Origin of the sequence: Solirubrobacter deserti (assembly GCF_027587175.1) — a bacterium.
GTDB classification, from domain to species: Bacteria; Actinomycetota; Thermoleophilia; order Solirubrobacterales; family Solirubrobacteraceae; genus Solirubrobacter; species Solirubrobacter deserti.
The window spans coordinates 38,308-51,422 of the sequence record NZ_JAPCID010000053.1 but is presented as its reverse complement, the minus strand read 5'-3'; the positions used below and the strand labels follow the sequence as shown (position 1 = coordinate 51,422).

The following is a 13,115-nucleotide window of genomic DNA, read 5'->3' as shown; positions in this document are numbered from 1 at the left end:
CCACGCCCGAGCCGGCCGCCGAAGCCCCGGTCGAGACCGCGCCCACGCCCGAGCCGGCCGCCGAAGCCCCGGTCGAGACCGCGCCCACGCCCGAGCCGGCCGCCGCAGCCCCGACCGCCGAGGCTCCGGTCGAGACGGCGCCCGCGCCCGAGCCGGCCGCCGAAGCCCCGGTCGAGACAGCGCCGACGCCCGAGCCGGCCGCCGAAGCCCCCGCCGAGACCGCGTCCACGCCCGACCCGGCCGCCGAGGCCCCGGCCGCCGAGGCTCCGGTCGAGACCGCCCCGGCCCCCGAGCCGGCCGATGAAGCCCCGGCCGCCGAGTCCCCCGCCGAGACCGCGCCCACGCCCGAGCCGGCCGCCGAAGCCCCGGTTGAGACCGCCCCCGAGCCCGAGCCGGCCGCGGAGACGCCGGCCCCCGCCGCCGAGGCTCCCGCCGCCGCGCCGGTCGGCTAATCAACTCGGTCCGTGAGGTCAGGCGCCCGCCGTGTCGGCGGCGGGCGCCGCTCGCGACCCGAGCGCGCGCGACGCACCTCGCTCCACGGGCGAGGTTCGTCACCGCTCCGCCGCGCGGCGCACCCTCGGCGCGGGTGTTCGCGGCGCCTCGGCGGTCATCGTCGCGAGCAACCGCAACGCGCGTTCGCTGGCGCTGCCCGGCTCGGCGTGGTAGACGACGAGCTGCTGGCCGGCGGCGCCGTTGACCGTCAGGGTCTCGTAGGTCACCGTCAGCTCGCCCACGAGCGGGTGGCGCATGACCTTCTCGCCGCTGGTCTTGGCACGCACCTCGTGGCGGGCCCACAGGCGCCGGAAGTGGGCGCTCTTCAAGGAGAGCTCGCCGACGAGCTCGAACAGGGCGGGGTCGTCGGTGTCGGCGCCGGCGGAGGCGCGCAGCGAGGCGACGGTCTCGTCCGCGACCTTGTCGAAGTGCGGGTACAGCTCGCGGCTCTCCGGGTCCAGGAAGAGCGTGCGGACCATGTTGCCGCCAGCGGCGCACACCGGGTTCAACGCGCCGGCGAGCCGGTTGGCGGCCAGCACGTCCATGCGGCGGCCGATGACGAACGCGGGCGAGTTCGGCCAGGCGTCCATCATCCGCAGCAGGCCCGGCCGGACGCGCTCCACGCGGGGTCGCGCGCGGCGGCGGGGACCGTCGCGGCGGGCGAGGTCGTGGAGGTGCGCAGTGGCGTCGTCGTCGAGCTGGAGGGCGCGGGCCAGGGCCTCGAGCACCTGCTCGGACGGGTGGCGGTCGCGGCCCTGCTCGAGCCGCACGTAGAGTCCGCGCTCACGCCGGCCAGCAGCGCCAGCTCCTCGCGGCGCAGGCCGGGAACGCGGCGGCGGGCGCCGGGCTCGAGCCCGACGTCCTCGGGCCGGACCAGCTCGCGCCTCGCTCGCAGGAAGTCGCCGATGCGGTTCTCCGACACGGCTTCGAACCTAGCGCGCTCCACGCCGGCGAGGGTGGCCCTGGCACTACCAGGGTCGCCGGGGCTCTGGCTAAGCGGCGGGCGCGGCAGCACCTTGATCGCCATGACCAAGTCACTTGAAGGCCGCATCGCCGTCGTCACCGGAGCCAGCAGCGGGATCGGCGCCGCCACCGCGCAGCGCTTCGTCCAGGCGGGCGCGAAGGTCGCCGCCGTCGCACGCCGCGCGGACCGGCTCGAGCAGCTCGACGGCGCGCTCGCCGTCACCGCCGACCTGTCGGACCCGCAGGCGGCGCAGCGCGTCGCGGACACGGTCCACGAGCAGCTCGGCCGCGTGGACCTCGTCGTCGCCAACGCGGGCGTGATGCTCGGCGCGCCGTTCGAGGAGGCCGAGGAGGACGAGTTCGAGCGGATGATCGACCTCAACTTCCGCGGTTTGGTACGGACCGGCCGGGTGTTCGCCGACGACCTGCTCGCCGCCGCCGCGGAAGGTGGGCGGGCGGACCTGATCCACGTCGGCTCGGTGGCCAGCCACCTCTTGTTCCCGAACTGGGCCGTGTACGGCGCGACCAAGGCCGCCGTCGCCCAGCTCACCCGCAACCTGCGCGCCGAGTACGGCCCGCGGGGCGTGCGCGTGAAGACGGTCGAGCCGGGCATCGTGACGACCGAGCTCGGCGCCGACATGAGCCACCCGGCCGGCATCGCCGAGCTCGAGCGGCTGCGCGAGATGAAGACGCTCGAAGCGGGCGACATCGCCGAGGCGATCCTCTACGCGGCGGCCGCGCCCGCGCACGTCAACCTCGCCGAGCTGGTCGTCGTGCCTACCGCCCAGGGCTGAGAATCGCGTCCACGGCCTCGCCGAGGTTCGCGGCCGAAGCGCGCGCCCTCGCCGCCTCGGGCCACGCCGCCTGGACGATCCCCCACGGCCCGCGGCGCAGGTGCACGGCGAACATGCCGGCCGCCGCGGCGGGCACGACGTCGTTGTCCACGCGGTCGCCGATGTACGCGATCTCCTCCGCCGGGAACCCCAGCTCGTAGGCGAGCCGCTCGAAGAACGCCGGCGACGGCTTGGACACGCCCCAGTCGGTCGAGGTGGCGATGAAGTCGCGCGGGCCGATCACGATCGCGCCCAGCGCGGCTTCCGCGCCCGACGGCTGGTTGCCCGCGACCCCCACGCGCAGGCCGGCCGCGCGCAGCCGGTCCAGCGCCGCCTCGGCGTCCGGGTAGACGTCGTAGAGCTCCTCGTGGCGCGGGATGCCGAGCGCCTCGCGCTCCGCCAACGCCTGGCCGAGGTCGAACCCCGGCTTGCACAGCTCCAGCGCGTGCACGTGCGGCGCCCGTAGCTCGATCGTCGCCCCGATCGCCGCGAACAGCTCCTGCTTGGTGACGCCGACCCACTCGGCCCACACGCCCCACGCGCGCTCCTCGCTGAGCAGCGTCTCGCCGAAGTCGAACACGGCGGCCCGGATCACAGCGCGTTGCGCGTCTCCTCGTCGCCCTGAGCGGCCTCCTCCGACGTCCAGTGCCAGGCGACGCCCGCGTCGATCTCGAACCGCGGGCTCGCGTGGTCCTGGATGGACTCCACGTCCACGCGGACCACGGCGATGCGTTCGAGCTCGCGCTCCACGGTCGCGCGGCCGTGCACGGTGATCGAGAGGCCCTGGGCGAGAATGGTCACGGCACAGCGCGCGTCCTCGCGCAGCCGCGCCAGCGACTCCCGCCGTAGGGCGAGCGCGAACGCCAGCTCGCGCGGGCCGCGCCGGACGGCCGTCGAGACCGGGATGGCGTGCGGCGCTCCCGACCCGGTCGACAGCACCGTGACCGTCTTCTCCGGCCAGTCCGGGAGCGCTTGCATCACTTCTTGCGGTTGAGCTCGCGCTCCAGCAGCTTGTTGGCCCTCTCGAGCTGCTCGTCCGTCGCCTTGTCCACCGACTTGACCCCGACCTCGCGGTTCACCCACGCGTTGACCTTGCTGTGAGGCTCATTGTCGCGCCGCGCGATCAGCGCCACCAGGTTGTGGCGTTCCGCGCGCAGCCGCTCGCGACGCTCGAACGAGGTCTCCGGCTCCGGCGGCGCGGCGGCCACCATCGGCGTACGCGTGAAGGCGGCCAGCGCAGGTGAGATCTCCGGCTCGGGGTCGGCGAACAGCTGCAGCGCCTCGCCGGGCTTCGTGGTCTGCAGCACCTCGTCGTCGCGCCGGGCGCTCGACCACAGCGCCTTGAACGGCTCCTTGGTCTCGGACCGCTCGCCGCGCTCGACCTCCTCGCCGCTCTTGGACTCGAAGACCAGCGCGTGGTTGCGCTCCTCCTCGATCGCGATCGCGAGCCGCTTCAGGCGCGGGTCCGACGGCAGGAACACGTGCGCCATCTGGTCCTTGGGCTCGGGCGTGCGGCGGATGAAGCGCCCGATCACCTGGCGGAAGAACAGCTCGGTACGCGAGTTGGTCGCGTAGACGCCGACGCGCAGGCGCGGGACGTCCACGCCCTCGGAGACCATCAGCACGCTCACGAGCCACGGTTCGCTGCCCGCGGAGAAGCGCGCGATCCGCTGTGACGCGTCCGCCGCGTCCGAGTGCACGACGTCCGGCCGCTCGCCCGTGATCCGCGCCAGCCGGCCTGCGAGCTTGTCCGCGTGCTCCTTGTCCATCGCGACCACGAGCCCGCCCGCGTTCGGATGGTCGCCCGCACGGATCTTCAGCAGCTCGTCGTTCGCGTCGCGCAGCACGTGCGTGATCCAGTCGCCGTCGGCGTCCAGCGCCGTGCGCAGCCGGCGCGCGGCCTCCGGCGCGGGCAGCACGACGTCGAACCCGGCCCGCCGGACCTTCCCGTCGCTGACCCACTCCATCTCGCCGCCGTAGGTGTGGAACGTGACTGGGCGGCAGACGTTGTCGATCAGCGCCTGCGTGTACCCGTAGTCGTAGTCGGCGGAGGAGACGCCCTCGTCGTCGTACGTGACCCAGGGGATCGGCGAGTTGTCCGAGCGGAACGGCGTGCCCGAGAGCAGCAGCCGGAAGCGCGCGTCCCGGAACGCGTTCACCGTGGACTGCCCCCACGAGGCGTCCTCGCCCATGTGGTGCGGCTCGTCCGCGATCAGCAGCGTCGGCCGCTCCGCGCAGCGCCGCCGGTGGACCTCGCTCCCCGCCGCGACGGTCGCGTAGGTGACGCTGATCCCGTGCCGGTCCCGCGGCTCCGGCCCCGCGCTGTTGGGCCGGTTGGGCTCGAGCTTGATCCCGTAGCGCGCCGCGTCCAGCGCCCACTGGCGGCAGATGTGCGTGGTCGGCGCGACCACCGCCACACGCGAGACGCGCCCCTCCGACAGCATCCGGTGCGCGACGTGCAGGCCGAACGTCGTCTTCCCGGCGGCGGGCGTCGCGGACGCCAGGAACGCTTCGTTGGAGCTTTCGAATACCTGCGCGGCCGCGGCCTGCTGCCACTTGCGCAACGGTCGGGTGGTGGGCCAGGACGGCAGGGAGCGGCTCGCCACAGGGCGAGGGGGAGCGTCGATCTCGTACGTCACGGGAGGCGCCACGATAGGGGCCGCGTCGGACGGCGATCGCGCGGATTTTCGCTACGAGCGGGAGTTGCGCGCCACCATGGAACCGTGCAGCGACGTTGGGGCAAGGGCGTGCCGATCGCGCAACGAGGCCCGGGCTGGACGTACCGCCCGGACGACGCTCCGCCGAGCGTCTACGGCCCCCACCAGCCAGGCATCGTCACGCCGCACCTGACGCACGCGCTCCTCACCGCGTACGACCTGGACGGCGCCGACCCGCGGGAGGTCCTCGAGCACTGGACGAAGGAGGCCGAGACCCGGCACGCCCAGGGCCAGACGGTGACGCTCGGCCTCGGCCCGGCCGTGTTGCCGAGCCCGCGCCTGAAGCCGCTTCCCCACTTCCACGGCGACGCCCTCGACCCGCGTCGCTGCGGCGGCGACCTCGCCGTCCTGATCCAGGCCGACGACCCGCCCGAGCCGCTCGAAGGCCTCAGGCCACGCTGGCAGCGGCGCGGCGCCCGCCGCGGAAGAGGCGCGCTCGGATTCCACGACGGCACGCTCAACCTTAAGCGCCCGCGGGACTTCGACCGGCACGTGTGGGTGACGGGCAACGACCACACCGGCATGGTCGGCGGCACGTATCTGGTCGTCCGCGACATCCACGTCCAGCCGACTTGGCACACGCTCAAAGACGGCGAGCAGGAGCAGATCATCGGCCGCGACAAGCGCACGGGGGCGCCGCTCACCGGCACGCGCCTCTTCGACGCGCCGATCCTCGACCAGCTTCCGCCCGACGCCCACATCCGCGTCGCCGCGCCGCGCACCGCCCACGTCGCGATCCTGCGGCGCGGCTACGACACGCCCGAGGGTCTGCTGTTCCTCGCGTTCATGGCTGACCCGCGGCGCCAGTTCACGCCGCTCATGCAGCGGCTCGCCGAGCACGACGCGCTGCACGCCCACACGCAGCACCGCGGCAGCGCCATCTTCGCCATCCCGCCGGGCGCGCAGCGCAACTCATTCATCGCGCAACCACTCCTCGACTAACCTTTCGTAGGTGTCGCTCCAAGTCACCCATTTCTCCGACCCCGGCTGCCCGTGGGCCTGGTCGGCCTCTCCCGCCCTCGCCGCGCTGAAGTGGCGCTACGGCGACCAGCTCGAATGGCGCCACGTCATGATCGGCCTCACTGAGGCCGGCTCCGTCTATGAGGAGCGCGGCTACACGGGGCCCGGCCAGGCGCGCGGGTTCCGGAACTTCCGCTGGCGCGGGATGCCGTTCTCCACCGAGCCGCGCGAGCGCGTGCACGGGACGTGGCCGATGTGCCGCGTCGTCGTCGCCACGCGCCGGCTGAACCCGGACCGTGAGTACGCCGTGTTCCGCGCGCTGCAGCTCGCGCAGTTCACCTCCAACCTCTTCCTGGAGGACTACGGCGCGCTGCGGGCCGCGATCGACTGGGTGCCCGGGATCGACCCCGACGCGATCATCGCCGCCGCGCAGGCCCCGGAGACCGAGACCCTCTTCGAACAGGACAAGGACGAGGCGCGCACCGCCGCCGGCTCGCCCACCGAGTTCCAGGACAAGCACGCCAACACCGACGGCCGCGTTCGCTACACCGCGCCGAGCCTGAAGCTCTCCAACGGCTCCACGACGCTCGAGGCGGGCGGCTACCAGTCGTTCGAGGCCTACGACGTCCTGGTGGCGAACCTGGACACGAGCCTCACCCGTCGCGCCCCCGCGACCGACGTCGTCGAGGTCCTGAAGGCGTTCCCGGACGGCCTGACCACCGCCGAGGTGGCCATGGTGTGCGCCGAGGACAAGTTCCCGCCCAAGCCGGACGAGGTCGAGGACGCGCTGATCACCGCCGCCGGCGACGGCCTGGCCTCGCGCGTGGCATTCGGCCACGACGCGCTCTGGATCGCCGCCTAGCACGAGCGGGCCCCGGCGCGCACGCCGGGGCCCACCCTCACCCGTCTACGGGTTGGTCGTCGAGAGCGTGAAGGTCAACGTCTTGGCGTACGTGCCCGTACGCAGCGCGTCGTTGGCCTTGACCGGCTGCTTGAAGCCGACCGTCACCTCGTCGTTGGAGACCGGGTTGTCCCAGCTCAGCAGGGACGTCGCTGCGCTGCCGAGCGGCGCGTACACGTCGCTCGAGGTCGCGCCGCGAACGGCGTTGACCTGCAGCTTCTCCGGCATCACGAACGCGCCGTTGACCAGGTGGCCGGCGGCGGTCGTGCTCGGGTCGGCGACGCTCAGCGTCGCGTCGCCGGCGGTCGACGTGACCTTGGCGTCCGTCGAGGCGTAGTAGTCCTTCTGCATGCCCGGCGTGAACGGCTCGAAGTCCGCCGTGCCGAGGTTCAGCGCCAGCGTCGCCGGGACGGTGCCGCCCACGGTGTCGCCCGCACCGAACGCGCAGGTCGTCGACATGGTCTTCGACGGGTCGCTCTCCGACGTGGCCGTGAGGGTGACCGAGCCGTTGGCCGGGGCGCCCGCGACCTTGTCGATGTAGACCGGGACGTCGACCGACTGGCCGAACTCGGCCGTGGCCAGCGCGTTCTTGAGGTGCGCGGTCCAGCCGGTGGTGTTCGAGGTCGCGGTCAGGCGGTAGATATCGCTGTTGAAGTACTTGGCGACTTCCGCCGTCGGGTGCACGCCGGCCGGCAGATCGGCCGCGGTGCCCGTGTTCTTGAGCGAGAACGTGCAGGTCGGCAGGCCCTCGGCCGTGCCCTTGGTCGCCGGCGAGAGCGACACGCCGCGCGTCTGCGGGCCGGTCCCGGCCAGCGAGCGGATCCCGATCTTGTAGCGGTTGACGCCCTCCGCATCCACGCGCTTGTCGAGGATGTAGAAGTGCAGCTGGTTGTTGGAGGCCTTGAACTCGTACTCGGAGCCGGAGTTCACGCCCGCGTGGAAGGTGCCGTCGTTGGTCTGGCGCTCGTCGCCGAGCGTGGCCTTGACCACGGTCCCGTCGGCCTTGACGTAGTCGACCTGGTTGATGTCCTGCGGGTTGGCGTCGATGTACCAGGTCTGGCAGTTGAAGTTCGGCGAGCCGCAGGACGAGCTCTGCGTCTTGTTCTTGCCGATCAGCACGCCGGAGCCGCCCGTGAAGGAGTCCGAGCCGATCTGCTGGACGACCTCGACGGTGTAGTCGTCGAAGCCCGGGGTGATCCGCTCCTGGCCGTTCTGGATCGTGTACCAGGGCCCCTCGCACATCGGGTTCTCCTGGTAGCGGCACACCGGGTTCTTGTCGCCGCCGTCGTTGAGCACGACGCGCACGCCCGCGAGGTCGTCGCCCGGCGCGACCTCACGCGCCTTGACCTCGGCCACCATCGTGCCGGTTTGGGCCAGGCCGCCGCGGTTAAGCGTCAGCACGTCGTCGGGCGCGACGAAGTTGAGCTTCTGCTTGTTGCGGATGCCGTGCTGCGCGCCGAGCGCGGCGCCCTGCGTCGGCGGGATCATCCAGCGGGTGTGCTGACCGCCCGGACCGTTGAACGAGCCGCGGCTCATCATGTCCCACATGCCGCCCGCGGTGCGCTGCGGGACCGCCTGGAACGGGTTGTTGTAGTTGTCCGGCAGGCCCAGGTTGTGCGAGAGCTCGTGCGCGAACACCGCCATACCCGAGGACTCGGCCTCGGTGGAGACGTTCTGGTTCGCGGAGGGCCAGATGTTGGAGGCGGCCGCCCACGAGGTCCACGGGATGTAGCGCGTCGAGGCCCAGTTGCCGCGCGCGTGCAGCGGATCGATGTGCTTGGGCCCGAACGGGTCGGTCACGGCCTCGGGGCCGGTGAAGCGCATCTCGCCGAACTCCTGCCACGTCGCGCTCTCGTCCTGGCCGGCCGAGACGAAGTAGGCGTTGTCGAACGTCGCGCGCGTGGCCGCCGGGACGTTCTGCTCCCACGCCGTGCGCGCCGCCGTGAAGTAGTCGAACTCGGCACGGCCCTGCGTCTGCCCGGGCAGGAACGACGAGTAGCAGCGCTCGGCCGGGTCGTTGGTCGGGTTCGGGCAGTCGGCGGGCTGCTGGAAGCCGCTGCCGAGGTGGTACTGGTAGGACTTCTTGGGCAGCTTGAACGGGCCGAACGGCACGAGCTCGACGCCGTACTTGCCGTAGGAGTTCTCCATCCAGTACCGGTTGATGGTCTGGAAGTTGTTCAGCGCCGAAGGCGTGTTGAAGAAGTCGCCGTAGAACTTCGGCACCTCGGCGCGCGGGATGCTGTGCGCGAGCGCGGAAGGCGTGCCATAGATGGTGGAGCCCGCCGGCTCGGAGATCGTGAACGACTTGTCGGGATAGTCGAACATGAGCAGCGCGACGCGCCACTTCTTGACCGTCGGCTGGATGCTCGGGTCCGCGTAGTTCGGGCCCGGGAGCGGCTTGTAGTCGGCCCACGTCAGGTTGTCCTGAAAGGACCACTTCTGCGGGTCCAGCGGCGCAGGCGGCGCCGCGGTCGCGGGCGAAGCCGCAACCACCGTCGCCGCGGCCACCGCCGCGGCGAGCATTGCTTTCTTGATCAACTGCCCCTCCACTCAGGACGGCCGCGGCACCGTCCCTCCGGAACCCTCACCCCATACCCGTGACCGCGGAACACTGGCGGCCTCGCATGCTCTTTAAGGGCGCTTGAGAAGTCAATGGGCGTGGATGCAAATCCACGCCGGTAAGGTCAGGCAGGTGCCGGTTCAGCCGACGAAGCGCCGCATCCCGGTGAGCTCGAAGACGCGGGCGACCGGCCCGTGCCCCTCGAGCATCGAGAACGGCACGCCGTGCAGCTGCGCGCGCGCCTCGAGCCGCACGGCGAGGCGCAGCCCGGAGACGTCCATGAAGCGCAGCTCGCGCAGATCCAGCACGACGGGACCGTGGCCGTCGTGCAGGACGGCGTCCATCCGGCCCTCCAGCGAGGGGACCGTGGAGCAGTCCAGCTCGCCGTGCACTTCTACGAGCGTGGTCTCGCCGACGTGCTTCTCTGCAGTCCTCAAGCCTTCGATGCCGGACAAGGTAGCGCGGTGCGAAGGGTCTCCGTAGGTCCCGGAGCCCGCATCCATCGCACGGCGCGGATCGAGGTCGCGCGCGGCGCGCGCGTGGTCCTCGGGCCGGGCGTCGAGATCGGACCCGAAGCGCGGATCTCGGCGCACGCCGGGACGGTCAAGGTCGGCGCGGGCGCGCGCGTGGGCGAGCGCGCCGTGGTCGTCTCCCACGCGGGCGTGGAGATCGGCGAGGGAGCGCTGATCGGCGACTGGGCGGCGATCGAGGGCTCGGCGCCGACGTTCGCCGACGTCGAGCGGCCGGTCAACGCCCAGCCGCAGTTCAAGGCGCTCGTGCGCGTGGGCGCGCGCGCGAGGATCGGCATGCACGCCGTGCTCTGCGCGGGGGCGGACATCCCCGCGGGGGCGACGGTGGAGCCCTACGCCGTCGTGCGCGACGCGACGAGCCGCTCGTAGACCGCAGCCGTCTGGCGCGCGACGTCGGCCCAGTCGAAGCGCAGCACGTGCTCGCTCGCCTCCGCGACGAGCCGGTCGCGCAGCTCGTCGTCGGTGAGCAGCTGCTGGGCCATGCGCTCCAGCGAGCGCACGGACGAGGCGCGGAAGCGTAGCCCGGCACGCCGTCCGCGCGGGACGACCTCGCGCAGCCCGCCCGTGTCGGCGACGATCGTCGGGCAGCCGCTCGCCATCGCCTCCAGCGCGACCAGCCCGAACGGCTCGTAGATCGACGGCACCAGGCACAGGTCCGCGATCCGGTAGAGCGAGTGCAGCACATCGTCGCCCGTCCAGCCGATGAACGTGCCGTGCTCCATCAGCCCGAGCCGCTCGGCCTGCTCCTTGAGCTCGGCCTCCGCCGTGCCGGAGCCGGCGATCAGGAAGCGGACCTTGCCGACCCGCCGGATCAGGCCCGGGAGCGCGTCCAGCGCGAGGTGGAAGCCCTTCTCGTGGACGAGCCGGCCGACGAGGATCACGAGCTTCTCGTCCGGCGCGGCGAACATCGCGCGCAGGCGCGGAAGGTCGGAGACCGGTTGCAGGTCGGTCGGGTCGATGCCGTTCGGGATCGCGGTGACCTTGGTGCGCGGCACGCCGTAGATCTCCGCCACCTGCGCGCGCATGAACGCCGAGCAGGTGATCAGGCGGTCGGCACCCCGCGCCATGCGCTTCTCGACGCCGTGGATGTAGGACTGCGGGTGCTTGTTCACCCAGCCCTGGTGGCGGCCGTACTCGGTGGCGTGGATGGTGACCAGCCACGGGATGCGGCGCCTGCGCGCGAGCTGCCGGGCCGCGGCGGCGACCAGCCAGTCGTGCGAGTGGACGAGATCGGACCCGCTGCCGAGCTCGGCGCCCGCGGCCAGCATGTCCTCGTTCATGCGGTCGACCCAGGCGATGAACGCGTCCAAGTCGTCCTTGGGGAACTCGGGCTCGCGCACGCGGTGCACGTGCACCCCGTGACGTTCCTCATGCTCGGCCAGCCGACCCCCGCCGCGCGTGACGACGTGCACCTCGTGCCCGTCGCGCACCAGCTGCTCGGACAACTTGCGCACGTGGCGCGCGAGGCCGCCCTCCACGATGGGTGGGTATTCCCAGGAGAGGGTGAGAATCCGCACTAGTCGTGGAGACTAGCCGGGAACTGCTGGAGGACCCACTCGGCCGAGAGCGGCTCTCGCCGGTAGTTGCGGCCGCCGACGAGCACGTAGTCGCGGGTCCGCAGGTCCATCGGCAGGTCGCGCTCGATCGGGTACCAGTCGTTGTGCTGCTGGATGAGCTCGTTGAGCTCGTCGAAGCGGGCGCGCTGTGCGAACTCCGTCCAGCGCTGCGCGAACGCGGCCTCGTCGCCTTCGGACTCCTCGCGCAGGTGCTTGTGGGCGCGCGCGAAGCGCCGCCTCTGGTGGGCGATCGCATTGTCGATTTCGGCGATCCGCTCCATCCAGCGGGGCTTGACGCCCGCCTTCAGGTAGGACTCGACCGAGCGTTGCGACAGCCGGGCACGGCTCGAGATCGGCTTTCCCAGCCCGGTCGCGGCGTCGAGATCCTTTTTGACCAGGCGTTCCGCGGCACTGCGGTCCATCGCGTTCCATTGTACGAGCGCGCGGGTACGAGCGTGCGCACCATGAAGCGGATCATTGCGGCGTTCTTCATCGTTGGCGCGTTCCCCTCCGCAGCGTCGGCGCAGGAGCTGACGGTGTACTCGAGCCTGCCCTTGAGCGGTGCCTCGCGTGTGCAGACCACGGCGGTCAACGACGGCGCCCGCCGGGCGCTGCGCGAGGCCGGCGGGACCGCCGCGGGCAAGCCGGTGCGGCTCACGACGCTCAACAACGCGACGGCCCGCGCCGGCTCGTGGACCGTCGGCCGCACGCGCGCGAACGCCCGGCGCGCCGCCCGCGACGCGTCCACCGTCGCCTACATCGGCGAGTTCAACTCCGGCGGGAGCAAGCTCTCGATCCCGATCCTCAACCGGGCCGGCATCCCGCAGGTGAGCCCGTCGAACACCTACAACGGCCTGACGACGCCGATCGAGCGCGGCGAGCCGGGCAAGTACTACCCCACGGGCGTCCGCACCTACTTCCGCATCGTGCCCAACGACCACGTGCAGGCCGCCGCGCTGGTCACCGCCATGCGCGACCGCGGGTGCAAGGCGCTCGGGCTCGTGCACGACGGCGAGGTGTATGGCCAGGGCATGAACGCGGACGTCGTCGCCACCGCGGCGCGGCTCGGCCTGCCTGTCGTCGCCAACCGCCGCATCAGCCGCGGCGCCCCGACGGCGATCCGCCGCGCGAAGGCCGACTGCATGGCCTACACCGGCATCACCGCCAACGGCGCCGTGCGGCTGTTCCGCTCCAGCGCGCTGCGCGGGATGCAGCTGTTCGGCTCCGACGGCGTCGCCGAGTCCGGCTTCGTCGACCCGCTGCCGCGCAGCGTCGAGCGCCGCACGTTCGTCACCGTCGCGACCGTGCCCCCGCCCGCCGCTTTCGGGAACCGCGACCCGTACTACGTGTACGGCTACGAGGCGATGAAGCTGATCCTCGACGGGCTCAACGCGAGCGGCGGCACACGCGCCGGGCTGCTCGGCTGGCTGCCGACCGTCCAGAACCGCCAGAGCGTGCTCGGCACCTATGGGTTCGACGCCAACGGCGACACGACCCTGCGCACGTACGGGCTCTACTCGGTCGGCCGCAACTCGCTGCGCTACGAGGCCACGATCACGGCCGCGTAGCGCGCCTTGACGCCCGCGCGCGCCATGGATTAGCG

The 13,115-nt window shown here is 72.2% G+C and carries 13 protein-coding genes and 1 pseudogene; 6 read left to right on the top strand and 8 right to left on the bottom strand.

Annotation, left to right across the window (positions count from 1 at the left end):
- A partial coding sequence (locus tag OJ962_RS27560) for a hypothetical protein (protein ID WP_270006744.1) occupies positions 1–452 on the top strand: 452 nt, incomplete at its 5' end.
- 99 nt (positions 453–551) lie between these two features.
- Here OJ962_RS27560 and OJ962_RS27555 read toward each other — a convergent pair.
- Positions 552–1,414, bottom strand: a pseudogene (locus tag OJ962_RS27555) (helix-turn-helix transcriptional regulator).
- Between the two features lie 103 nt (positions 1,415–1,517).
- Here OJ962_RS27555 and OJ962_RS27545 point away from each other — a divergent pair.
- The gene (locus tag OJ962_RS27545) at positions 1,518–2,249 is read left to right on the top strand and encodes an SDR family oxidoreductase (protein WP_202955182.1); all 732 of its coding nucleotides are present in this window, start codon (positions 1,518–1,520) and stop codon (positions 2,247–2,249) included.
- Here the strand turns inward: OJ962_RS27545 and OJ962_RS27540 are convergent.
- From OJ962_RS27540 to OJ962_RS27530, 3 genes are read right to left on the bottom strand one after another with little or no spacing between them, the layout of a single operon-like run.
- Positions 2,233–2,883 carry an HAD family hydrolase gene (locus OJ962_RS27540; RefSeq protein WP_202955181.1) on the bottom strand — a complete coding sequence of 217 codons (651 nt, stop codon included), beginning with the start codon at positions 2,881–2,883 and terminating at the stop codon, positions 2,233–2,235. The two genes, OJ962_RS27545 and OJ962_RS27540, sit on opposite strands and share 17 nt — an antisense overlap.
- Positions 2,880–3,266 (bottom strand): hypothetical protein, encoded by a 387-nt coding sequence (locus tag OJ962_RS27535; protein WP_202955180.1) that lies wholly within the window; start codon positions 3,264–3,266, stop codon positions 2,880–2,882. Before OJ962_RS27535 ends, OJ962_RS27540 begins: the two co-directional genes overlap by 4 nt.
- Complete coding sequence (locus OJ962_RS27530; protein ID WP_238931606.1) at positions 3,266–4,852, bottom strand: DEAD/DEAH box helicase; 1,587 nt, start codon at positions 4,850–4,852, stop codon at positions 3,266–3,268. Before OJ962_RS27530 ends, OJ962_RS27535 begins: the two co-directional genes overlap by 1 nt.
- A gap of 159 nt (positions 4,853–5,011) precedes the next feature.
- Here OJ962_RS27530 and OJ962_RS27525 point away from each other — a divergent pair, with 159 nt between their 5' ends.
- Positions 5,012–5,947: a Dyp-type peroxidase gene (locus OJ962_RS27525; protein ID WP_202955178.1), complete on the top strand. Its 936-nt coding sequence runs from the start codon at positions 5,012–5,014 to the stop codon at positions 5,945–5,947.
- A 10-nt stretch (positions 5,948–5,957) separates the two neighbouring features.
- The gene (locus tag OJ962_RS27520) at positions 5,958–6,827 is read left to right on the top strand and encodes a thioredoxin domain-containing protein (protein ID WP_202955177.1); all 870 of its coding nucleotides are present in this window, start codon (positions 5,958–5,960) and stop codon (positions 6,825–6,827) included.
- A gap of 45 nt (positions 6,828–6,872) precedes the next feature.
- On the opposite strand, the gene OJ962_RS27515 is transcribed toward OJ962_RS27520, so the two are convergent.
- Both OJ962_RS27515 and OJ962_RS27510 read right to left on the bottom strand, forming a co-directional pair.
- Positions 6,873–9,404 carry an immune inhibitor A domain-containing protein gene (locus tag OJ962_RS27515; RefSeq protein WP_202955176.1) on the bottom strand — a complete coding sequence of 844 codons (2,532 nt, stop codon included), beginning with the start codon at positions 9,402–9,404 and terminating at the stop codon, positions 6,873–6,875.
- A 162-nt stretch (positions 9,405–9,566) separates the two neighbouring features.
- On the bottom strand, positions 9,567–9,863 hold the full coding sequence (locus tag OJ962_RS27510) for an STAS domain-containing protein (protein ID WP_202955175.1): 297 nt from the start codon (positions 9,861–9,863) through the stop codon (positions 9,567–9,569).
- 27 nt (positions 9,864–9,890) lie between these two features.
- Between OJ962_RS27510 and OJ962_RS27505 the strand changes: the two genes are divergently transcribed.
- Positions 9,891–10,325, top strand: coding sequence for an acyltransferase (locus tag OJ962_RS27505; protein ID WP_202955174.1), 435 nt, complete (start codon positions 9,891–9,893; stop codon positions 10,323–10,325).
- On the opposite strand, the gene OJ962_RS27500 is transcribed toward OJ962_RS27505, so the two are convergent.
- Together OJ962_RS27500 and OJ962_RS27495 are read right to left on the bottom strand one after the other, a co-directional pair.
- Positions 10,289–11,473 carry a glycosyltransferase family 4 protein gene (locus tag OJ962_RS27500; RefSeq protein ID WP_202955173.1) on the bottom strand — a complete coding sequence of 395 codons (1,185 nt, stop codon included), beginning with the start codon at positions 11,471–11,473 and terminating at the stop codon, positions 10,289–10,291. The genes OJ962_RS27505 and OJ962_RS27500 overlap by 37 nt on opposite strands.
- On the bottom strand, positions 11,473–11,934 hold the full coding sequence (locus OJ962_RS27495) for a hypothetical protein (RefSeq protein ID WP_202955172.1): 462 nt from the start codon (positions 11,932–11,934) through the stop codon (positions 11,473–11,475). The genes OJ962_RS27500 and OJ962_RS27495 overlap by 1 nt, the downstream gene beginning before the upstream one ends.
- Before the next feature lie 42 nt (positions 11,935–11,976).
- Between OJ962_RS27495 and OJ962_RS27490 the strand changes: the two genes are divergently transcribed.
- Entirely contained in the window at positions 11,977–13,080 is a 1,104-nt protein-coding gene (locus tag OJ962_RS27490) for a branched-chain amino acid ABC transporter substrate-binding protein (protein WP_202955171.1), read from the top strand.
- The last annotated feature ends 35 nt before the right edge of the window (positions 13,081–13,115 follow it).